Below are 21,444 nucleotides of genomic sequence, written 5' to 3' on the forward strand. Positions count from 1 at the left end.
CCTGAGCCCCGATCGTCCGGGCCCCGGTCAAGCCGGCCGGGAGGCTCCGGCCCAGGGCATCGAGTCGATCGGCGCGAGGCGGACCGTGGAGCCGGGGCGCGGGGCGTGCACCATCTGGCCGTTGCCGACGTACATGCCGACGTGTGTGACGCCGGAGTAGAAGAACACCAGGTCGCCCGGGGCCAGCTGGCCGCGGGAGACCCGCTGTCCCGCGTTGATCTGCGTGTAGGTGGTGCGCGGCAGCGACACCCCGGCCGCCCGCCACGCCGCCTGGGTCAGCCCGGAGCAGTCGTACGAGCCCGGGCCCGTCGCGCCCCACACGTACGGCTTGCCGATCGCCCCGTACGCGAACGCCACCGCGCGGGCCGCGCGGGAGCCTCCCCCAGCTACCGCTGGGAGGTGCCCCCAGGAGGGCGGCGGTGCCTGGGTGGCGGGGCCGCTCGGGGCGGGGCCGGCCGGGGCGGGGCCGGCCGAGCGGGCCTCGTAGGCCGCCCGCTCCTCGGCCGTCAGCTTGGCCAGCAGCCGCTGCGCGGCGGTCAGCTTCTCCTCGATCTCGACCTTGTGGCCCGCGAGTTCGCGCTGCCGGTCCCGCAGCTCGGCGAGCCGCCCGGCCGCCTGGTCCTTGAGCTTCCCGACCTCGTCGAGCCCCCGCCGCACGGCCGAGATGTCGGCCGCGTTGCGGTTCCCGGCCCGGGTGATGAGGGCGGCCCGGTTCAGGTACTCCTGCGGATCGTCGGACATCGCCAGCTGTACGGCGGCGCCCAGCGTTCCGCTGCGGTACTGCGTCGCCGCCAGCGAACCGAGCGCGCTGCGGGCCGCGTTGAGCCGGTCGGTCTTGCGTGCGGTCTCGTCCCGCAGCCCGTCGAGCGCGCGCTGCGCCTCGTCGGCCTTCTCCTTCGCCCCGTTGTACTGGTCCGTCGCGGCCTCGGCCTCCTCGTAGAGCCGGTCCATCTCGGCCTTCACCTGCGAGGGCGTCGGCTGCGGATCGGCTTGGGAGGTGCCTTCGAACGCGGTGGCGGTGGCAGCGCCCGCGAGGGCGAGGGTGGCGGCGGTGGTGCGTACGGAGCTCCGTGCCGTGCCGCCGGTGAGCGGGCGCTGCCTGGGCTTTCGATGACTGGCCACGAGGGCCTCACGTCCTTCCTCCATCGGTGCTTGGGGGAGGACGCTAGACCCGAAGGTAACGGGAAGATGACGAGATGATCGAAAGTGGCCGGACGTGACCGGACTTGCCTGGTCGGGCGTCTGCCGGTGGCCGACCGCTATCCGCGGATCTCCGTCAGGCGGGCGAAGACGACCACGTTGCCGTCGTAGCCCCCCTTCTTCGAGAAGCCGCCGCCGCAGGTGATCACGCGGAGTTCAGGGGCGCCCTTGGAGCCGTAGACCCGCGCTGCCGGGAAGTCGTCCTTGCCGACGACCTCGATGCCGTAGACCGTGAACACGGCGGTACGGCCGTCCTGTCGGTCCACCTCGATGTGCTGCCCCTGCCCCAGCGAGCCGAGCGTGTAGAAGACGGCCGGACCCTGCTTGTTGTCCACGTGGCCGTCGATCACCGCCGTGCCCTGGGCGCCCGGGGCGGGGGAGCCCTCGTACCAGCCGGCCAGGTTCCGGTCCTGCGGCGGCGGCGCGTCCACCCAGCCCTCTGCGTCGAGTCCGACCCGGGTGACGGGGGCGTCGACCTGTACGGCCGGAATCCGGATCCGGGTCGGCGGGGAGGGCTTCAGTGGCTGCGGGGCGGGCGGGAGGCGGCGGGCGGCCTCGTCGTGGGCCGGGTCGCTGACCAGCACGGCGGCCTGCGCGGGCTGCGGCGGACCGCCGTTCAGTTCGAGCCCGTTGGTGAGGAGAAACGTGCCGCTGAGGGCGACCACGGCAACGACGCCCCAGCCGCCGCGAGGCCTCGTACGCTCCTGGGGGCGGGGCATGATGCGTGCTCCTTCGGTGGTGCTCGGGGTTCGGGGGCCGGTACTGGACCGGGCCCGTCCGGTCGCCAGGGGCGGGTCGGACGGGCCCGGCGGTCAGGAGTCCGGCGGTCAGGCGCTGTCGCCCGCCCGGCGGCGCATCAGGAACACGCCGCCGCCGAGGGCACCGGCCAGCAGGGCGGAACCGGCCGCGATCTCGGTGCCGTTCAGCCCGGCGGCGCCGCCGCCGAGGCCGGCCTTGACGCCCTTGGAGGGGGTGGTCGTGCCGGTGCCGGTACCGGTCGAGTGGCCCGCGACCGTGAGGGTGGTCGTGCCCTTCTCGCCCTTGCAGTCGAAGGTGACCTCGTACTGGGCACCCGGCTTGGCGTCCGCGTCCACCTTGACGGTGGCGGGCTTGCCCTCGTTGAGCTCGACCGCGTCGAAGATGCCGGAGGAGACCTTCACCAGCGGTTCCTGGCACTTGGTGGCGTTCAGGGTGACGGTGCCGCCCGGGGCGACGGTGGCGGGGGAGACGGTGAAGCCGAAGGACGTGACGTTGGGCGTGGTCCCGCCGTCGTTGGCCGAGGCCAACGGCGCGGCGAGCGCGAAGGCGGCGGTGGACAGCAGGGCTACGGACGCGACACGTATGGAACGCATGGTGAATCCTCCGGGTCCCCGAGGCGCAACCGCGAACAGGTTGTCCGCAAAAGGCAGGAAATGCTCCTCGATGTGCTAGACGCTAGGCCCGGTTGGCGGAACCTGCGAATCGAACGGCACGAACGGACCAACGGCGGGAGTGAGTTGGCGGGCGCCGCGCCAACTCCTCTGATACGGACGGTGAGCGGCACGCCGGACGGCCCGCCGCATGGTGGCGCTGAGTGACGGACGCGCCGAGGGGGCGGCCAACGGACTCCAACGGACTCGAACGGACGCCAACGGACGCCAACGGGCGCCGATGGACGGATCCGTGGCCGCCGACGCGTTCACCCCGGCCGGACGCTCCCGTAGATCGGCTGGTAGTAGACCGAGTCCTCGCGCACGGACGTCCCCGGCCGCGGGGCGTGGATCATGCGGCCGCCGCCGATGTAGATCCCGACGTGGCTGATGTCCGAGTAGAAGAAGACCAGGTCCCCCGGGCGCAGATCCTTCGTCGTGATCCGCGGGGCCGCCTTCACCTGGTCCCATGTGGTGCGCGGCAGCGTGATCCCCGCGGCCCGCCAGGCGGCCTGGGTCAGGCCGGAGCAGTCGTACGAGCGCGGGCCCGTCGCGCCCCAGACGTACGGTTTTCCCAGCTGGGCCCGGGCGAAGGCCACCGCCTTGGCACCCGCAGCCGACGCGGCGGAGTCCGAGGGCCGCGGTCCCGAGGCGGCGGGAGCCCGGGGGGCCAGGGCCCGCGCCCGCTCCGCCGCGGTGAGCCGCGCCAGCAGGGTGTTCGCCTCCGCGAGCCGGGTCTGCACCTCCTGCTTGCGCCCGCGCAGCTCCTCCTGCGCCCGCTCCAGGTCCGCCACCGCCACGGCCGCCTCCCGGCGTTTGCCGGCCGTCTCCGCCCTGGCCCGGGTGTACTGGGTGAGCAGCGCGTCCTCGCGGCCGCCGAGCCGGTTCAGCAGGTGCGTCTGGGCGAAGAAGGCCTGCGGATCGTCGCTGAGCAGTAGCGTCGCGGTCCCGCCGAGGCCGCCGGAGCCGCGGTACCGGTCGGCGGCGTGGCTGCCGAGCAGCCGGCGGGCCTCGTTCAGCTTCTGCGTGGTGCCGGCGATCTGGTCCATGAGCGCCGACAGCAGGGCCCGCTGCTCCTCGGTCCGCCCGGCCGCCGCGTCGTAGGCCTGGGTGGCCGTGCCCGCCAGCCGGTGCAGCCCGTCCACGCGGGTCCGTACCTCCTCCACCGAGGGGCGGGGCGCCGGAGCCGCCGCGGCCTGGTGGGGCAGGAGCAGACCCAAGGAGGACAGGGCCGCGGTCGTGACGACCGCGGCGGGGGCGTGCGGATGTCTTCGGGTGCGCGGCTTGCGGTGGTGGGGGGAGGGGTGGGACGAGGGGAATCCGTACGTGTACACGGGCCGGCACCTCCTTCCGGTTGGCGGAGCACGCTAGCGGCGCAGCGAGCGACTCGGAAGGGGGCGGGAGGGGGCGACAGGGGTTCGCAGGGCATATGCCGCCGAATTTTTCCGTGCGGGGACCGGGATTTTCCGGGGGCGGGACCGGCTGTCGGTCCCGCCCTCTAAACTCGGAAGGCGATGAGCAGCCTCTTTGACGACAGCTTCCTGACCGACCTCTCCCCCTCCGAAGAGGTCCCCCCGCCGCCCGAAGACCACGCCGCCCCGGAGACGGGCGCGGACGATCTCTTCGGGGGCCGGTTCGACGCGCCCATGCACGGGGACGCGTACTACCGGGACGGGGCCCCCAGGCCCGTCATCGACCCGGCGGCGCTCCTGGAGGGGCTGAACACGGAGCAGCGTGCCGCCGTGGTGCACGCGGGCTCCCCGCTGCTCATCGTGGCCGGCGCCGGCTCCGGCAAGACGCGCGTGCTGACGCACCGCATCGGCCACCTGCTGGGCGCGCGGGGGGTCCACCCCGGGCAGATCCTGGCGATCACCTTCACCAACAAGGCCGCCGGTGAGATGAAAGAGCGCGTCGAGGGCCTGGTCGGGCCGCGCGCGAACGCCATGTGGGTCTCCACCTTCCACAGTGCGTGCGTGCGGATCCTGCGCCGCGAGTCGAAGCGGCTCGGTTTCACCTCGTCCTTCTCGATCTACGACGCGTCCGACTCGAAGCGCCTGATGGCGCTCGTCTGCCGCGACCTGGACCTGGACCCGAAGAAGTTCCCGCCGAAGGCCTTCAGCGCCAAGATCTCGAACCTGAAGAACGAGCTCATCGACGCGGACGCCTTCGCCGGGCAGGCCGCCGACGGCTTCGAGAAGACCCTCGCCCAGGCGTACGCGATGTACCAAGGGCGCCTCGGCGAGGCCAACGCGCTCGACTTCGACGACATCATCATGACCACGGTCCACCTGCTCCAGGCCTTCCCGGACGTCGCGGAGCACTACCGGCGCCGCTTCCGGCACGTGCTGGTCGACGAGTACCAGGACACCAACCACGCCCAGTACACGCTGGTGCGCGAGCTGGTCGGCACCGGCTACCCGGACCTGCCGCCCGCCGAGCTGTGCGTCGTGGGCGACGCCGACCAGTCGATCTACGCCTTCCGCGGCGCGACCATCCGCAACATCCTCCAGTTCGAAGAGGACTACGCGGACGCGACCACGATCCTGCTCGAGCAGAACTACCGCTCCACGCAGACGATCCTGTCCGCCGCCAACGCGGTCATCGAGCGCAACGAGAACCGCCGCGCGAAGAACCTGTGGACCGAGGCCGGCAGCGGCGCCGTCATCACCGGCTACGTCGCGGACACCGAGCACGACGAGGCGCAGTTCATCGCCGACGAGATCGACCGGCTGACGGACGCGGGCGACGCCAAGGCCGGCGACGTCGCGATCTTCTACCGGACCAACGCGCAGTCCCGCGTGTTCGAGGAGATCTTCATCCGCGTCGGACTGCCCTACAAGGTCGTCGGCGGCGTCCGGTTCTACGAGCGCAAGGAGGTCCGCGACGTCCTCGCGTACCTGCGCGTCCTGTCGAATCCCGAGGACAACGTCCCGCTCCGCCGGATCCTGAACGTGCCCAAGCGCGGCATCGGCGAGCGCGCCGAGGCGATGATCGACGCGCTCGCGATGCGCGAGAAGATCACCTTCCCGCAGGCGCTGCGCCGGGTCGACGAGGCCTTCGGCATGGCCGCCCGCTCGACCAACGCCGTCAAGCGCTTCAACGTGCTGATGGAAGAGCTCCGTACGATCGTCGACTCGGGCGCCGGCCCGGCCGTGGTCCTGGAAGCGGTCCTGGAGCGTACGGGCTACCTCGCCGAGCTCCAGTCCTCCACCGACCCGCAGGACGAGACGCGCATCGAGAACCTCCAGGAACTCGCCGCCGTGGCACTGGAATTCGAGCAGGCCAGGGAAGCCGCGGCGGCCGAGGCCGCCGAGAACGGCGCCCCGCCGGTGGGCCCCGGCACCCTCGCCGAGTTCCTGGAGCAGGTCGCGCTGGTCGCCGACTCCGACCAGATCCCGGACGAGGACACCGACGGCAACGGGGTCATCACCCTGATGACCCTGCACACCGCCAAGGGCCTCGAGTTCCCGGTGGTCTTCCTGACCGGCATGGAGGACGGGGTCTTCCCGCACATGCGCGCGCTGGGCCAGACCAAGGAACTGGAAGAGGAGCGCCGTCTCGCCTACGTCGGCATCACGCGGGCGCGCGAGCGGCTGTACCTGACCCGCTCGAGCATGCGCAGCGCGTGGGGCACCCCCTCCTACAACCCGCCGTCGCGGTTCCTGGAAGAGATCCCCGCCGAGTACCTGCAGTGGAAGCGGACGGGCGCGGCACAGAAGCCGGCGGGCCCCATGCGGAGCTCGGGCTCGGGGTACGGGTCTTCGGGCTCGGGCGGGTCGAAGGCCTCGTTCGGCACCTCGCCGGAGGCCTTCCTGTCCTCGTCGCGCACCAAGTCGGGTCCGTCGGGGTTCGCCACGCGGCGGGCCTCCGACAAGCCGGTCATCGCGCTGGTGGTCGGGGACCGGGTCACGCACGACCAGTTCGGGCTCGGCACGGTCATGGAGGTCAGGGGAGCGGGCGCCGACGCGCAGGCCACCATCGACTTCGGGGACGAGAAGCCGAAGCGGCTGCTGCTGCGGTACGCGCCGGTGCAGAAGCTCTGACGGGCGGTACGCAGGACGGCCCCACGAACGCGGAAGGGCCCGCCCCCGAGGGGGGGGGCCCTTCCGCGTTCGTGCTCGGTTCTAGTTCGGGTTCAGGCCGTGGGCGCGCAGCCACGACTGGGGGTCCACCGGGGACCCACCGCCCGGTCGTACCTCGAAGTGGAGGTGCGGGCCGGTGGAGTTGCCGGAGTTGCCGGAGTACGCGATCACGTCGCCGGCCTTGACCTTGCCGGAGCGGATCTTGGCGCTGCTGAGGTGGCAGTACCAGGTCTCGGTGCCGTCGGGCGCGGTGAGTATCACCATGTTGCCGTAGGCGGGGTTCCACTGGCTGCGCACGGTGCCGTCGGTGGCGGCCATGACCGAAGACCCGTAGGAGACCGGGAAGTCGATGCCGGTGTGCACGGACATCCAGTTGACGCCCGCCTGGCCGAAGCCGGCGCTGAGGCCGTGCCGTGCGACGGGGAGGGCGAACTTGGGGCGGGCCGCTTCCTTGGCCGCCGCCTCTTCCGCCTTCTGCTTCTTCTCCTCGTCCTGGCGAATGCGCAGGTCGATGCGTTCCTGGGTGCGGCTCGCGCGGTCCGCGAAGTCGCCGGCGTCGGCGCTGAGGGCGGTGAGCTGCGTGTCGAGCTTGCTGTTCGCCGCGACCGGCTTGATGGACGCCGGGTCGGGGGCGGCCAGGGTGGTGGTCTCCTCGGACGGCTTCTCCGTACCGGTGAGCCCGCCCACGGAGGCGGCGGCGACACCCGCGACACCCATCACGCAGGCCGAGGGAACGGCCACGGTCAGGAGCGCGGAGCGCTTGGCCGGAGTGCGGCGGCGGTTGTTGCCGCCGGCCTTGGCGGTACTCGCCTTGGCGACGGGCTTGGACCCGGGCTTCGAGCCGGCGCGGCGCGAGGGGCGCGGCTCGGCGGGCGCGGCCGGCGTGACGGGCATGGCCTGGGTGGGGAGATCGTGCACCTTGGCATCCGCGACCGCGCCGGCATCCATGCCATCGGCATCGGTATCGGTATCGACATCGGCGGGGAGGAACTCGAAGACGGCGGTCTCGGTGTAGGTCATGTCGGACCCGGACCCGGCCTCGGCCAGGACCTCCGGGGAGGTGGCGGCGTAGACCTCGTACCCGTAGTCGTAGGTGTACTGCTGCTCGTGGACCTGGGCGTGGGCCTGGCCGTGGGCCTGGTCCTGTGCCTGCTCCGGGACTTGTTGGTGCTGTTGCTGCTCGTAACCGCCGTACCCGTAGGTCTGCTCGGAGGCAGTGTTCCAGGCGGTGGCGTCGTAGGCGCCGGTCTCGGTCCCGTAGCCGGGGACCGACCAGTGACCGGTCTGAGCGGCAGAGGTCTCGTAGCCGAAGGCGGTGGACTGGTAGTCCATGGAGACGCCGCCCTGGGTGGGGACGGTCGAGAGGTAGCCGTCGTAGTCGGCGTATCCGTCGACGGACGGCTGCGCATAGCCGTTCTGGGGGGCGACCCACGCTGTGCTGTCGTACGAACCGGTGTCGTAGGAACCATAGGTGGCGCCGTAGTTGTAGCCCTGGCCCTGCGTTTCGTAGGACGCATAGGCTGAATCGCCAGCGAAAGTGGTGGTGGAAAGGCCGTCATACCCAAAATCGGGGTACTGGCCCGACGAAGGGCGGTCGTTCACCAACTTCTCTTTCGCCTCGGCAGCGGGGGGCCTGGGTGGCCGAGGAATGTGGGGTCCTCGGAGGAGAGCAGTGGCGTGACTGTACCCGGCGGTTACACGCAACGACAATCTTCGGAGGCTTTTGTGCTCGGCGGAACCGGGCATTCGGCCGCCTTTCGGTCGGCCGAAGACCCACCCTTGGCCTTGAGTTCGAAAAATGTTCGACTGGAGGTCGGTTTTCGATCCCGCGGTCGAGGCGGACTCTGGGCGGTCGGGCGGTCGGGCGGTCGGGTGGTCGGACGGTCGGACGGTCGGGTGGTCGGACGGTCGGACGGTCAGGCGACGGAAGTGGCGCCGGGGTGGGGGAGGGCGATCGGCCTGGGTCCGTCGAGCGCGCGCCGGACCGCCGCCATGACGGTGGGGTGCGCGGGCAGGGCGAGATGTCCGATGCCGGTGACCTGCACGTTCTCCACGAGCAGGTCCGGGTGCTCGATACGGGCCGTCCCGGTCGGGTCCATCAGCTCGTCGAACTCGCTCCAGAACGCCACGCACCGGGTCCGGCAACCGGGCGCGGGCGCGCGGAGTTCGGTGAGCACCTCGGAATCCGGGCGCATCTGCCGGACCAGGGGGTGCGCGTCCATGAAGGGCGCCACGCGGGTGCCGGAATGCGGGGTGCCGAGCGTGACGAGCGTGCGGACGCGCGCGTCGCCGCCGAGGCGCTGGACGTAGTACCGCCCGACCAGCCCGCCGAGACTGTGCCCCACCAGGTCCACCCGGTCCTGCCCCGTGCGCTCGCACAGTTCCTCGACGCGTCGGCCGAGATGCCGGGCGGTGGAGCGCAGGTCGCGGGTGAAGGGGGAGTAGTTGTACGCCTCCACCTGCCGCCGTCCGCCGGTCCCGAGGGCGCGGCGCAGCAGGACGAAGACGGAGCGGTTGTCGGTGAACCCGTGGAGCAGCACCACCGGCGGGCGCTCGTGGGTGGCGGTGGCGGGTCGCTCCGGCAGTACCCCGGTCGGATACAGCAGGATGTGCCCGCCGAGCACGATGACTTCCAGTACGCCCGCCCGAAGCGCGGCCCCGGACATGGTCAGCCCCATGACGGCCCCCCTAGCGTCTTGGGACCGGGGCGTCCGACCGCCCCGTGCCGTGCGGCTGTCGGCGCGGAGCGGTGGTACGCCATCCCACGTGTGATTTCCCCCTCGTGGTTGACCGCGAAACGGGGGTGTGCGCGATGCTGTACTTAACGTTCGTTCACTCGGGAGGCAGTGCGATGGGTGTGACCGGTCCGATCCGTGTGGTGGTGGCCAAGCCGGGCCTCGACGGCCACGACCGAGGCGCCAAGGTGATCGCGCGGGCCCTGCGGGACGCGGGCATGGAGGTCATCTACACGGGCCTCCACCAGACCCCCGAACAGATCGTCGACACGGCGATCCAGGAGGACGCCGACGCGATCGGTCTGTCGATCCTGTCGGGCGCGCACAACACGCTGTTCGCGCGCGTGCTGGAACTCCTCGCGGAGCGCGACGCGGCAGACATCAAGGTGTTCGGTGGCGGCATCATCCCGGAGGCGGACATCGCTCCGCTGAAGGAGAAGGGTGTGGCCGAGATCTTCACTCCGGGCGCGACGACCACGGCAATCGTCGACTGGGTCCGCGCGCACGTGCGGCAGCCGGCGTAGCCCCGCGCGGTGCCGGCTGTAGCTCCGGCCGGTTCGGGTGTGCGGCGCCGTTGCCGGGGACCGGTCCCCGGGCCCCTGCGCCTCAAACGCCGGCGGGGCTGGGGTGTGGTCGGCGTCTGCCTGGCTGCGGGTGGGGGCCGGTGCCGGGGGCGGGGTGGGGTGTCGGCCTGGACTGCATGATTTAGGCGCCCTCTGCTCTGCTCCGACAAGGTGTGGGGTGTGCCTGCGCCACAAATCACGCTTTACGTCCAGGCCGACACCCCACCCCGCCCCCGTCCCCGGCCCGGGCCGCCCCTCCCGTTCCCGTCCGGGGGTGGGACTTTCAGACCCGCCCGCGCCATTCCAGCCGTCCGGCGTTTGAGGACCGGGGTCTGGGGCGGAGCCCCAGGGGTCCGGGCGCAGCCCGGGGCCCCCGCTTTCAGCCCGTCCGGCGTTTGAGGACCGGGTCAGGGCCGGCCCTGGGAACGGTGGAAGGGCGGGTCGGGGACTTCGCCCCGCAGGGCACCCTGGACGGAGCAGGCGCCCTGGGGCGGAGCGTGCAACCCGGGTCGGGGGCGGCGGTCAGGGCGGCGGGGTCAGTTCTGCGTGGAGCGCGGCCCGTAGTCGCAGGGTGGCGACCAGGCGTTGGAAGGCTTCCGACCAGTACGCCGCCGCGCCTCCCTCCTCCACCGGCTCCGCCGCCAACGCATCGAGCCGCCCCGCCTCCGCAGGATCAAGGCACCGCTCCGCCAGCCCCATCACCCCGCTGAAGCTCCACGGGTAGCCGCCCGCCTCCCGTGCGGAGTCCAGCGCCTCGATCACCGCCCGGCCCAGCGCCCCTGCCCACGGCACCACGCACACCCCGAGCAGTTGGAACGCCTCCGGCAGCCCGTGTGCACGTATGAACTCCGCTACCCACGCCGCCCGTTCCTCCTCGCCGAGGATCGACAGGAGCTTCGCCCGTTCTGCCAGCGACGCCGTCGCCGGGCCCGCCGCGGGCGGTGCGGACGCCGAGCCGAGCAGGGCCTGGGACCAGGCGGGGTCGCCCTGCCGCACCGCGGCCCGGCACCAGGCCGCGTGCAGTTCCTCCGCCCAGCCCTCGGCCACCGGCAGCGCCACGATCTCCGCCGGGCCGAGCCCCCCGAACCGGTCCCGCCAGCACGACAGCGGTGCAGACTCCACCAACTGGCCCAGCCACCAAGCCCGTTCCCCGCGTCCGGCCGGCGGCCGCTTGACCACGCCGTCGCGCAGCATCCCCGCGTCGCACTCGGCGGGTGGCGTCACCCCCTCCGGGCCGACGCAGGCCAGCGCCCGCTCGGCCATCCGCCCGGCCAGCGCCGAGGTCGGCAGCGCCGACAACAGCTCAGCGGCCGTCGCCCGGACATTGCGGCTGCGGTCGCCCAGCGCAGCCTCCAGGAACGGCTCGTCGCCCACCGACAGCCCCACCCGCAAGGAGTCGAGGAACATCAACCGGTCCTCGGCCCGCTCGGTGCTCCACGTGGTCTCCAGCAGCCGCGGCCCGGCGGCCGCCTCGTGGGCCCGTACGAGGCCGAGCAGCGCGACCCGCTCCGCGAACAGCCCCTCCTGCCACAGCCGCTCCACCCCCACCGCGTCTTGTACGTCGGGCAGTTCGCCGGCGCCCCCGGAACCCCCGCGCAGTGCGAACCGCCAGTCCGGATTGAGCCGGGCCAGCCACAGCCCGCGCGTCCCGGCCAGGGCCAGCGCCTGCGGCCGGAGGTCGCTGCGGGCCCGCGCGACGTCCAGCAGCGCGGGCACGAGCGAGGCAGGCGCCCGGTACCCGTGCTGTCCGGCGGCGGCCAGCCACTGCGGCAGCAGCTCGGTCAGGTCCGGGGCGGCCCCCCGCCGCCCGCTGCCGCTGCCCGCACCGGCCCGGCCCGCCAACAGCTGCGCGAGCCGCCGCCGGGCCGGCTGCGGAGGCTCCGGCCGCGGGTCCCGCGGCGCGGGCTCGGGCAGCGGACCCGCCTCGGCGGGTCTGAGCCCGGCTCGGCGCCGCAGCGTCTGCACGGCCGCTGCCCCGAGCAGGGCTTCGGGACTGCCCCGGCGCCGCTCGGTGCCCAGCAGTGCGGCGCCCACCAGCTCGTCCCAGTTCTCGTCCTCGTAGGCCGTGTCCGTGGACCCGCTCGTGGCTCTGCCGGTCGCTCTGTCCGTCGCTGTTTCCGTGGTCGTGTTCACCGGATGCCCTCCCTCTTCCCTCGTGTGCCGTGCCGTGTGCGGGTGTTGGGCCGCTCCGGTCCCGCCCCCTCCGCGGGACCGGAGCCGCCCGGTCTGATTCCCCTGTGGCGCACACGACCGTGACTACGGCCTCAACTGGCGTGGTTGTCGTCCACGAAAGCCCCCCGGCTCAGTCGTTTCGAGTACGTCGGCGCCCCCGCGCCGCCGCTTTCCCCTGCGCCCGCTCAGCCCAGCACCACCGGCTCCGAGGAGTCCGGCTGCCAGGCCGTCAGCGGGGTGAATCCGCGGTGTCCGCACTCGCCGAACACCGTCAACGGGCCGCCCCCCGAAAGCGAGGCCAGCTGCCACAGCCCGGTCCCGGGTCGGCTCCCGGGCCCGGTCAGGGGCACGGGCAGGGCGGACGTCCCCTCAGCGTCCGCCAATTGCCATGCAGTCGTGCCCTGTTGCTCTCCCTGCCGTCCTCCCTGTTGTCCCCCCGGTATCGGAACCACCGGTCCGAGCACCACCGGCCAGGACTCCAGCCAGGGGTCCTCGCGCAGCGCAGCGCCGTACGCCTCGAGTGCCGCGCCCGTGCTCACGCCGGTCGGCGTGGTCCGGGACGGTGCTGCCGGCGCGAACCTCTCCCCGAGGTCCGCGCGCAGCCCGGCGGAGCCGGGCCGGAAGCGGGCTTCCGCCTCCAGCACCAGACCGACGGGCAGTGCCAGCCCCGGCGGTCGCCCGGGCGGGCCGAAGTCCAGGACCAGGGCCGGCCGCCCGCTCGCCAGCCCGCGCAGCCATATCCGGCGGGTGGTGAGACGGCCGTCCGGTGACGCCGTGTCGTACTGGGCCAGCACGAGCCAGTGGTCCCGTACGGCCTCGCCTTCCGTCCGGGGCTGCAGTCCCAGACGGCTGCGGACCGTCGCGGCCAGCGGTTCCGGCAGTGCGGAAACCCCGAGCCAGGCCCGGTCCAGCAGGTGCAGCAGCGCGGCCTCCTCCAGCATCCGGGCGGGCCAGCCGGTGCCGCAACTGGGTATCGTCCCCAACTCCCGCACCCGCGCGGCCAGTCCGGGGGCCTGGGCGTCGACCATGCGGGCGGCGGTCTCCTCCCAGGCCGCATATCCCGCCTGCTCCTGACCGGCGAGCCCGCCGCGCGCCAGGTCCGCGAGCCGCTGTTCCAGCTCGGTGACGCCCGCGCCTATCCGGGCCGCCCGCCGCTCGGCCCGCTTGCGGGCCCCTTCGGCGTCGGCCGGCCCGGCCCGTCCGGAGCGGTCGGCGGGGCGCGCGGCCTTCGCCGCCCGCTCCGTGAGCCACTCGTCGGCCCAGTCCGGAGCCTCGGCCGAGGTGCCGGACGCGGTGCCGGAGGTGGTGCCGGCCGGCGTGCCGAGCCCCTCCTCGGCCCAGAGCAGCAGCAGGCCCAGCGCGTGCTTGCACGGGAACTTCCGGCTCGGGCAGGAGCACTTGTACGCAGGCCCGGACAGGTCGACGACCGTCCGGTACGGCTTGCTGCCGCTGCCCTTGCACAACCCCCACACCGCACCGGAAGCGGAACCTCCGGTCTGTGACCACGGCCCCGCCCCGCCGAGTCTGGCCCCCGCCTTGCGTGAGGCATCGTCAGGAGCCAGAGCCAGTACCTGTTCCGCTGTCCAGCGGACCCCCTGCTCAGTCATGTGTTCCACCGTAGAGACCCCCACTGACAATCGCTCTGACCTGCAACAACACGTCTCCCGGGGCCCGTTGTCAGTGGTCGGGTGCATCGTGGTTCCAGCAGTCGTCGAGCGGCTGCGGAGCATTGGAGGGGGACCATGGCCACGACCGGGAACGAGACCACCGCAGAGGCGCTGCGACCGCACGCCGAAGACGCCTTCGCGCACGAACTGAAAGCCCTGGCGGCCGCAGACGACCGGCCCCGCCCGGCCCGCTGGAAACTCTCCCCGTGGGCCGTGGCGACGTACCTGCAGGGCGGCACGCTCGACGACGGCACCGTCATCACGCCCAAGTACGTGGGCCCGCGCCGGATCGTCGAAGTCGCCGTCACCACCCTCGCCACCGACCGCGCGCTGCTGCTCCTCGGCGTGCCCGGCACCGCCAAGACCTGGGTGTCCGAGCACCTCGCCGCCGCCGTCAGCGGAGACTCCACGCTCCTCGTCCAGGGCACCGCCGGCACCCCGGAGGAGGCCATCCGCTACGGCTGGAATTACGCCCGCCTCCTTGCCCACGGCCCGAGCCGCGAAGCGCTCGTACCGAGCCCGGTCATGCGGGCCATGGCCGAGGGCATGACCGCCCGCGTCGAGGAGCTCACCCGGATCCCGGCCGACGTCCAGGACACCCTCATCACCGTCCTGTCCGAGAAGACGCTCCCGATACCGGAGCTCGGCCAGGAGGTGCAGGCCGTGCGCGGCTTCAACCTCATCGCCACCGCCAACGACCGCGACCGCGGGGTCAACGAGCTCTCCAGCGCGCTGCGCAGGCGCTTCAACACCGTCGTCTTGCCGCTGCCCGCCACCGCCGACGCCGAGGTCGACATCGTCGCCCGCCGCGTCGACCAGATGGGCCGCGCCCTCGACCTCCCCGCCGCCCCGGAGGGCCTGGAGGAGATCCGCCGCGTCGTCACCGTCTTCCGCGAGCTGCGCGGCGGAGTCACCGACGACGGGCGTACGAAGATCAAATCGCCCAGCGGCACCCTGTCCACCGCCGAGGCCATATCGGTGGTCACGGGCGGCCTCGCCCTGGCGGCCCACTTCGGGGACGGCGTCCTGCGCCCCTCCGACGTGGCCGCGGGGATCCTCGGGGCCGTCGTCCGGGACCCGGCCGCCGACCAGGTCGTCTGGCAGGAGTACCTGGAGGCCGTGGTCCGCGAGCGCGACGGCTGGAAGGACTTCTACCGGGCCTGCCGGGAGGTGACGGCATGAGCCCGGGGACGAGGGATCCGGACGCCCCCACGGGCCCGCTGCTGCTCGGGATACGGCACCACGGGCCCGGCTCGGCCCGGGCGGTGCGCGCCGCGCTGGACGCGGCGCGGCCGGCAGCGGTGCTGATCGAGGGACCGCCGGAAGGGGACGCGCTGCTCCCGCTCGCCGCGGACCCGGGGATGCGGCCGCCCGTCGCCCTGCTCGCGCACGCGGCCGACGACCCGGGGCGGGCCGCCTTCTGGCCGCTGGCCGGCTTCTCCCCGGAATGGGCGGCCATCCGGTGGGCGCAGGAGCGGGACGTGCCGGTCCGCTTCATCGACCTGCCGGCGGCGCACTCGCTGGCCGTGGGGGAGGGAGCGGGGGACCAGGAGGGGGAGGCGGACCGGGAGGGCGAGGAGCACGGGGCGGCGCCCGGATCCGTACGGCTGGACCCGCTCGCCGTGCTGGCCGAGACCGCCGGGTACGAGGACCCCGAGCGGTGGTGGGAGGACGTCGTGGAGCACCGGGGCGGGGCCGGACCGGCCGCCGACCCGCTGGGCGTGTTCGAGGCGCTCGGGGAGGCCATGGGCGCCCTGCGCGAGGAGTACGGGGCGGGCGGCCATCACCGGGACCTGGTGCGCGAGGCGTACATGCGGCAGCGGATGCGGGCCGCGCGCCGGGAGTTCGGCGACGCCTACGCCGTGGTCTGCGGGGCCTGGCACGTCCCGGCGCTGCGGGCCAGGACCACCGCCGCCGCGGACAAGGCGCTCCTCACCGGGCTGTCCAAGGTCAAGGTGGAGACCACCTGGGTGCCCTGGACCCACCGGCGCCTCGCCCGGGCCGGAGGGTACGGCGCGGGCATCACCTCGCCCGGCTGGTACGCGCACCTCTTCGCGGCCCGGGACCGGCCCGTCGAGCGCTGGCTGACCAAGGTCGCGGGCCTGCTCCGCGAGGAGGACCGGCAGGTGTCCCCGGCCCACGTCATCGAAGCCGTCCGGCTCGCGGACACCCTGGCCGCGATGCGGGGCCGGCCGGTGCCGGGGCTGACGGAGACCCTGGAAGCGGTCCGGGCGGTGATGTGCGACGGCTCCGACATACCGCTCGCGCTGATCGAGGACCGGCTCGTCGTCGGGGACGTGCTCGGCGAAGTCCCCGACGCGGCGCCCGTCGTACCGCTCCAACGGGACCTGAACCGGCAGCAGCGCTCGCTGCGGCTCAAGCCCGAGGCGCAGGACCGGGAGCTGGAGCTCGACCTGCGCAAGGACACCGACGCGGCCAAGTCGCTGCTGCTGCACCGGCTGCGGCTGCTGGGCGTCGACTGGGGCGTCCCGACGGCCTCCCGGGGGAGCACGGGCACCTTCCGCGAGACCTGGCGCCTGCGCTGGGAGCCGGAGCTCGCGGTGCGGGTGGCCGAAGCCGGCATCTGGGGGACCACCGTCCTCGGGGCGGCCACCGCCAGGGCCGAGGCCGACGCGGCGGGCGCCGGGGAGCTGGGCGAGGTCACCGCCCTGGCGGAGCGGTGCCTGCTGGCCGGGCTCTCCGGGGCACTGCCCGCCGTACTGCGGGCCCTCGCGGACCGGGCCGCTCTGGACACCGATGTGGCGGGACTGGCCAAGGCGCTGCCCGCGCTGGCCCGTTCGCTGCGGTACGGCGACGTGCGCGGCACCGACGCGGCGGCGCTGGGGACGGTGGCGGCCGGGCTCGCGGAGCGGATATGCGTGGCGCTGCCGCCCGCCTGCGCGGCCGGGCTGGACGCCGACGCGGCGGAGGAACTGCGGGGGCACGTGGACGGCGTGCACGGTGCGATCGGGCTGCTGGAGGCACTGGACACGGACGGACTGCGGGAGCGCTGGGCAGCGGTGCTGCGGACGCTGGCCGGGCGGGACACCGTCCCCGGGCTGATACGCGGGCGGGCGGCGCGGCTGCTGCTCGACGACGGGCGGCTGCCGCCCGAGGAGACCGCGCGGCTGATGGGGCTCTCGCTGTCCCCGGCGTGCGCACCGGCCGACGCGGCGGGCTGGATCGAGGGGTTCGCGGGCGGGGGCTCGGGCGGCGGCACGCTGCTGGTGCACGACGAGCGGCTGCTGGCGCTGATCGACGGCTGGCTGGTGTCGGTGCCGGAGCGGGCGTTCATCGATGTCCTGCCGCTGCTGCGCAGGACCTTCGGGGGGTACGAGGCGGGGGTTCGGCGGAGCCTGGGGGAGCTGGTGCGGCGGGGGCCGGGCGGGGGCCCGGCCGGGGCGGGTCCGGGGGCGGCTGCGCCGGCCGGCTTCGGTCCTGAGCTGGACCCGGTCCGGGCGGATGCGGTGGTGGGCCTGGTCCGGCTGCTGCTGGCGGGGGCGCCGGGGTGAGGGGCCCTGGCGGGTCCGGGGCCGCGGCGGTCGGGGGTGGCCCGGGCCCGGCGTGGGCGGGCTGCGGTGGGCCGCTGCGCGGGGCGGAGTCCCCTACCCACCCTTCCACCGTTCCCCGGGCTTCGCCCGGACCCCTGCCGTGTGCGGCGCCGTGGCCGGGGGCCGGACCCCTGCGCCTCGAACGCCGGCGGGGCTGGGGGTGGCCGTGGTGGATGTGGGCGTGCGGCGCCGTTGCCGGGGGCCGCCCCCGGACCCCCGCTCCTCGAACGCCGGAGGGGCTGGATTCGCGGGAACGGTGGAAGGGCGGGTAGGGGAACTTCGCCCCGCGCAGCGGCAATGGGCGCAGCGGGGGCTTCGCCCCGCGCAGCGGCAAGGGTCGCAGCGGCATCGGTTGGCGGGGGCGGTCGGTATTGCTTCGAGAGTGAGGGGTGGGACGGGTGGCTGGTACGGAAGTGAGTGGCGGGGGCGCGGAGCGGTTGCGGCGGTGGCGGATGGTGCTCGGTGGGGGAGAGGGGGAGGGGACCGGGGTGGCGCTGAGCGGGGCGGACGCGGGGATGGATGCCGCGCTGGGGGCTCTGTACGGGAGTGACGGCGGCGGGGGGCGCAAGCGGGCCGGGGAGCGGTCGGCCGGGCTCGGGGGGTCCGCGCCCAACGTGGCGCGCTGGCTCGGGGACATCCGGACGTACTTCCCCACCTCCGTGGTGCAGGTCATGCAGCGGGACGCGATCCAGCGGCTCGGGCTGTCCGCCCTGCTGCTGGAGCCCGAGATGCTGGAGGCCGTGGAGCCGGACGTGCACCTCGTAGGCACCCTGCTCTCCCTCAACAAGGCCATGCCCGAGACCACCCGGGAGACCGCCCGCGCGGTCGTCCGCAAGGTGGTCGAGGAGTTGGAGAAGCGGCTCGCGAGCCGGACGAGGGCCACGCTGACGGGTGCGCTCGACCGGTCCGCGCGGATCAGCCGGCCGCGGCACGCGGACATCGACTGGGACCGGACCATCCGGGCGAACCTGAAGAACTACCTGCCCGAGTACCGGACCGTCGTCCCCGAGCGGCTGATCGGGTACGGCCGCGCCGCGCGGGCGGTGAAGAAGGAGGTCGTGCTGTGCATCGACCAGTCCGGTTCGATGGCGGCCTCCGTCGTCTACGCCTCCGTCTTCGGGGCGGTGCTGGCCTCGATGCGGTCGATCGCGACCCGGCTGGTCGTGTTCGACACCGCTGTCGTGGACCTGACCGATCTGCTCGACGATCCCGTCGACGTGCTCTTCGGCACCCAGCTCGGCGGCGGCACCGACATCAACCGCGCGCTCGCCTACTGCCAGTCGAAGATCACCCGCCCCGCCGACACCGTCGTCGTCCTCATCAGTGATCTCTACGAGGGGGGCATACGCGACGAGATGCTGAAGCGGGTCGCGGCGATGAAGGCGGCGGGGGTGGAGTTCGTGACGCTGCTCGCGCTGTCCGACGAGGGCGCGCCCGCCTACGACCGGGACCACGCCGCCGCCCTCGCCGCGCTCGGCGCACCGGCCTTCGCCTGTACGCCCGACCTGTTCCCGGAGGTGATGGCCGCGGCGCTGGAGAAGCGTCCCCTGCCCGTCCCGTGACCGGTCGGTCCGCTGCGGCGCCGCCCGCGCGGGGGCCCGCGGAGGAGGCCTCGCGGGGGTCGGTCATCGGCAGATCGCACGAAGATGCAGTTCAACCGTGAGGCGATCTGTGACAGGTATCACCGCTCAGGTGTGATCTGCGATTTAGGGACCTACGTCCCACGGGGATAACCTGCGGGACGGACATGCCGCGTCCACGGTCACCGTGTGCGCCTTCCTTGTGACAGCGCCGTCACGTTGCCCTCCGCGGCACGCCCACGCAGATAGCAGACAACCGCGAATCACTGCGAATCTTTAAAAAAGACAAGGGACGGACGCGCGTGGACCTGTTCGAGTACCAGGCGAGGGACCTCTTCGCCAAGCACGGTGTACCGGTGCTGGCCGGTGAAGTGATCGACACGCCTGAGGCAGCGCGAGCGGCCACCGAGCGGCTGGGCGGCAAGTCGGTCGTCAAGGCGCAGGTGAAGGTCGGCGGCCGCGGGAAGGCCGGCGGCGTCAAGCTCGCCGCCACCCCGGACGAGGCCGTCGCCCGTGCGACGGACATCCTCGGGATGGACATCAAGGGCCACACGGTCCACAAGGTGATGATCGCCGAGACGGCTCCGGAGATCCTGGAGGAGTACTACGTCTCGTACCTCCTCGACCGCACCAACCGCACCTTCCTGGCCATGGCCTCGGTCGCGGGCGGCATGGACATCGAGCAGGTCGCCGAGGAGACCCCGGAGAAGCTCGCCAAGGTCCCGGTGAACGCCAACGAGGGCGTGACCATCGAGAAGGCCCGCGAGATCGTCGCGCTGGCGCAGTTCCCGGCCGAGGTCGCCGAGAAGGTCGCCGAGGTCCTCGTGACCCTGTGGGCGACCTTCATCGCCGAGGACGCGCTCCTCGTCGAGGTCAACCCGCTCGCGAAGGTCGCCAACGGCGACGTCATCGCGCTCGACGGCAAGGTCTCGCTCGACGAGAACGCCGAGTTCCGCCAGCCGGGCCACGAGGAGTTCGTGGACCACGCTGCCGCGAACCCGCTCGAGGCCGCCGCCAAGGCGAAGAACCTCAACTACGTGAAGCTCGACGGCGAGGTCGGCATCATCGGCAACGGCGCGGGTCTCGTCATGAGCACCCTCGACGTCGTCGCGTACGCCGGCGAGAACCACGGCGGCGTCAAGCCCGCCAACTTCCTGGACATCGGCGGTGGCGCCTCCGCCGCCGTCATGGCCAACGGTCTCGAGATCATCCTCGGCGACCCGGACGTCAAGTCCGTCTTCGTCAACGTCTTCGGTGGCATCACCGCCTGTGACGAGGTCGCCAACGGCATCGTCCAGGCGCTGCAGCTGCTCGAGGACAAGGGCGAGGCGGTCACCAAGCCGCTCGTCGTCCGCCTCGACGGCAACAACGCCGAGCTGGGTCGCAAGATCCTCTCGGACGCCAACCACCCGCTGGTTCAGCGCGTGGACACCATGGACGGCGCGGCCGACAAGGCCGCCGAGCTCGCGGCTGCGAAGTAAGGGCAGAGGTCACAGACTCACATGGCTATCTTCCTCAACAAGGACAGCAAGGTCATCGTCCAGGGCATGACCGGTGCCACGGGCATGAAGCACACCAAGCTGATGCTGGCTGACGGCACCAACATCGTCGGCGGCGTGAACCCGCGCAAGGCCGGCACGACCGTCGACTTCGACGGCACCGAGGTCCCGGTCTTCGGCTCCGTCGCCGAGGCGATGGAGAAGACGGGCGCCAACGTCTCCGTCCTCTTCGTCCCGCCGGCGTTCGCCAAGTCCGCCGTGGTCGAGGCGATCGACGCCGAGATCCCGCTGGCCGTCGTCATCACCGAGGGCATCGCGGTGCACGACTCCGCCGCCTTCTGGTCGTACGCGACGTCCAAGGGCAACAAGACGCGGATCATCGGCCCGAACTGCCCGGGTCTGATCACCCCCGGCCAGTCCAACGCCGGCATCATCCCGGGCGACATCACCAAGCCCGGCCGCATCGGTCTCGTGTCCAAGTCGGGCACGCTGACCTACCAGATGATGTACGAGCTCCGTGACATCGGCTTCTCCTCCGCCGTCGGCATCGGTGGCGACCCGGTCATCGGCACCACGCACATCGACGCCCTGGAGGCGTTCGAGGCGGACCCCGACACCGACCTGATCGTCATGATCGGCGAGATCGGCGGCGACGCCGAGGAGCGGGCGGCGGACTTCATCGCGAAGAACGTCACCAAGCCGGTCGTCGGCTACGTCGCGGGCTTCACCGCCCCCGAGGGCAAGACCATGGGTCACGCCGGTGCGATCGTCTCCGGTTCTTCTGGTACCGCACAGGCCAAGAAGGAAGCCCTGGAGGCCGCGGGCGTGAAGGTCGGCAAGACGCCGACCGAGACCGCGAAGCTGGCGCGCGAGATCCTGAACGCCGCGCAGTAAGCAGCAAGCAGTAGGCAGCAAGAGGCAGGCAGTGAGCAGCCGCCTTCGGCTGTACGTGCAGACGGGCGTGGCCCGCACCCTGTGAGGGGTGC

General features: G+C 72.9%; 15 protein-coding genes. 7 read left to right on the top strand and 8 right to left on the bottom strand.

Translation table 11 applies throughout. From position 1 onward, the window contains the following. Positions 1-27: 27 nt before the first annotated feature. The 4 genes from ACFWBW_RS24310 to ACFWBW_RS24325 form a co-directional block, all read right to left on the bottom strand. Positions 28-1,122: an NlpC/P60 family protein gene (locus tag ACFWBW_RS24310; protein ID WP_385375886.1), complete on the bottom strand. Its 1,095-nt coding sequence runs from the start codon at positions 1,120-1,122 to the stop codon at positions 28-30. Between the two features lie 137 nt (positions 1,123-1,259). Then, complete coding sequence (locus ACFWBW_RS24315) at positions 1,260-1,919, bottom strand: class F sortase (RefSeq protein WP_385375889.1); 660 nt, start codon at positions 1,917-1,919, stop codon at positions 1,260-1,262. A gap of 108 nt (positions 1,920-2,027) precedes the next feature. Then, positions 2,028-2,552: a hypothetical protein gene (locus ACFWBW_RS24320; protein WP_385375891.1), complete on the bottom strand. Its 525-nt coding sequence runs from the start codon at positions 2,550-2,552 to the stop codon at positions 2,028-2,030. Positions 2,553-2,878: 326 nt separating this feature from the next. Beyond that, positions 2,879-3,943, bottom strand: a complete 1,065-nt coding sequence (locus tag ACFWBW_RS24325) for an NlpC/P60 family protein (protein ID WP_385375894.1) — start codon at positions 3,941-3,943, stop codon at positions 2,879-2,881. 180 nt (positions 3,944-4,123) lie between these two features. On the opposite strand from ACFWBW_RS24325, the gene pcrA reads away from it, so the two are divergent. Next, positions 4,124-6,652, top strand: a complete 2,529-nt coding sequence (pcrA, locus tag ACFWBW_RS24330) for a DNA helicase PcrA (RefSeq protein ID WP_385375897.1) — start codon at positions 4,124-4,126, stop codon at positions 6,650-6,652. An 81-nt stretch (positions 6,653-6,733) separates the two neighbouring features. Here the strand turns inward: pcrA and ACFWBW_RS24335 are convergent, their stop codons facing one another. After that, positions 6,734-8,437 carry a peptidoglycan DD-metalloendopeptidase family protein gene (locus ACFWBW_RS24335; protein ID WP_385375900.1) on the bottom strand — a complete coding sequence of 568 codons (1,704 nt, stop codon included), beginning with the start codon at positions 8,435-8,437 and terminating at the stop codon, positions 6,734-6,736. A 170-nt stretch (positions 8,438-8,607) separates the two neighbouring features. After that, positions 8,608-9,369 carry an esterase/lipase family protein gene (locus ACFWBW_RS24340; RefSeq protein ID WP_385375903.1) on the bottom strand — a complete coding sequence of 254 codons (762 nt, stop codon included), beginning with the start codon at positions 9,367-9,369 and terminating at the stop codon, positions 8,608-8,610. 173 nt (positions 9,370-9,542) lie between these two features. Between ACFWBW_RS24340 and ACFWBW_RS24345 the strand changes: the two genes are divergently transcribed. Continuing rightward, positions 9,543-9,950: a cobalamin B12-binding domain-containing protein gene (locus ACFWBW_RS24345; protein WP_356516175.1), complete on the top strand. Its 408-nt coding sequence runs from the start codon at positions 9,543-9,545 to the stop codon at positions 9,948-9,950. A 561-nt stretch (positions 9,951-10,511) separates the two neighbouring features. Here the strand turns inward: ACFWBW_RS24345 and ACFWBW_RS24350 are convergent. Further along, positions 10,512-12,122, bottom strand: coding sequence for a DUF5691 domain-containing protein (locus ACFWBW_RS24350; RefSeq protein ID WP_385375906.1), 1,611 nt, complete (start codon positions 12,120-12,122; stop codon positions 10,512-10,514). 224 nt (positions 12,123-12,346) lie between these two features. Further along, positions 12,347-13,768 carry an SWIM zinc finger family protein gene (locus tag ACFWBW_RS24355; RefSeq protein ID WP_385375909.1) on the bottom strand — a complete coding sequence of 474 codons (1,422 nt, stop codon included), beginning with the start codon at positions 13,766-13,768 and terminating at the stop codon, positions 12,347-12,349. Positions 13,769-13,903: 135 nt separating this feature from the next. Here ACFWBW_RS24355 and ACFWBW_RS24360 point away from each other — a divergent pair, with 135 nt between their 5' ends. From ACFWBW_RS24360 to sucD, 5 genes are all read left to right on the top strand, one after another. Further along, the gene (locus ACFWBW_RS24360) at positions 13,904-15,010 is read left to right on the top strand and encodes an AAA family ATPase (protein WP_356516171.1); all 1,107 of its coding nucleotides are present in this window, start codon (positions 13,904-13,906) and stop codon (positions 15,008-15,010) included. Next, entirely contained in the window at positions 15,007-17,340 is a 2,334-nt protein-coding gene (locus tag ACFWBW_RS24365; RefSeq protein WP_385375913.1) for a DUF5682 family protein, read from the top strand. The genes ACFWBW_RS24360 and ACFWBW_RS24365 overlap by 4 nt, the downstream gene beginning before the upstream one ends. A gap of 491 nt (positions 17,341-17,831) precedes the next feature. After that, positions 17,832-18,941, top strand: a complete 1,110-nt coding sequence (locus ACFWBW_RS24370) for a VWA domain-containing protein (RefSeq protein WP_385375927.1) — start codon at positions 17,832-17,834, stop codon at positions 18,939-18,941. Positions 18,942-19,261: 320 nt separating this feature from the next. Further along, positions 19,262-20,440 carry an ADP-forming succinate--CoA ligase subunit beta gene (sucC, locus tag ACFWBW_RS24375; protein ID WP_266905324.1) on the top strand — a complete coding sequence of 393 codons (1,179 nt, stop codon included), beginning with the start codon at positions 19,262-19,264 and terminating at the stop codon, positions 20,438-20,440. A gap of 21 nt (positions 20,441-20,461) precedes the next feature. Next, complete coding sequence (gene sucD / locus ACFWBW_RS24380; protein WP_385375917.1) at positions 20,462-21,352, top strand: succinate--CoA ligase subunit alpha; 891 nt, start codon at positions 20,462-20,464, stop codon at positions 21,350-21,352. Positions 21,353-21,444 lie beyond the last annotated feature (92 nt).

It is taken from the genome of Streptomyces sp. NPDC059957 (assembly GCF_042730015.1).
Lineage (GTDB): Bacteria > Actinomycetota > Actinomycetes > Streptomycetales > Streptomycetaceae > Streptomyces.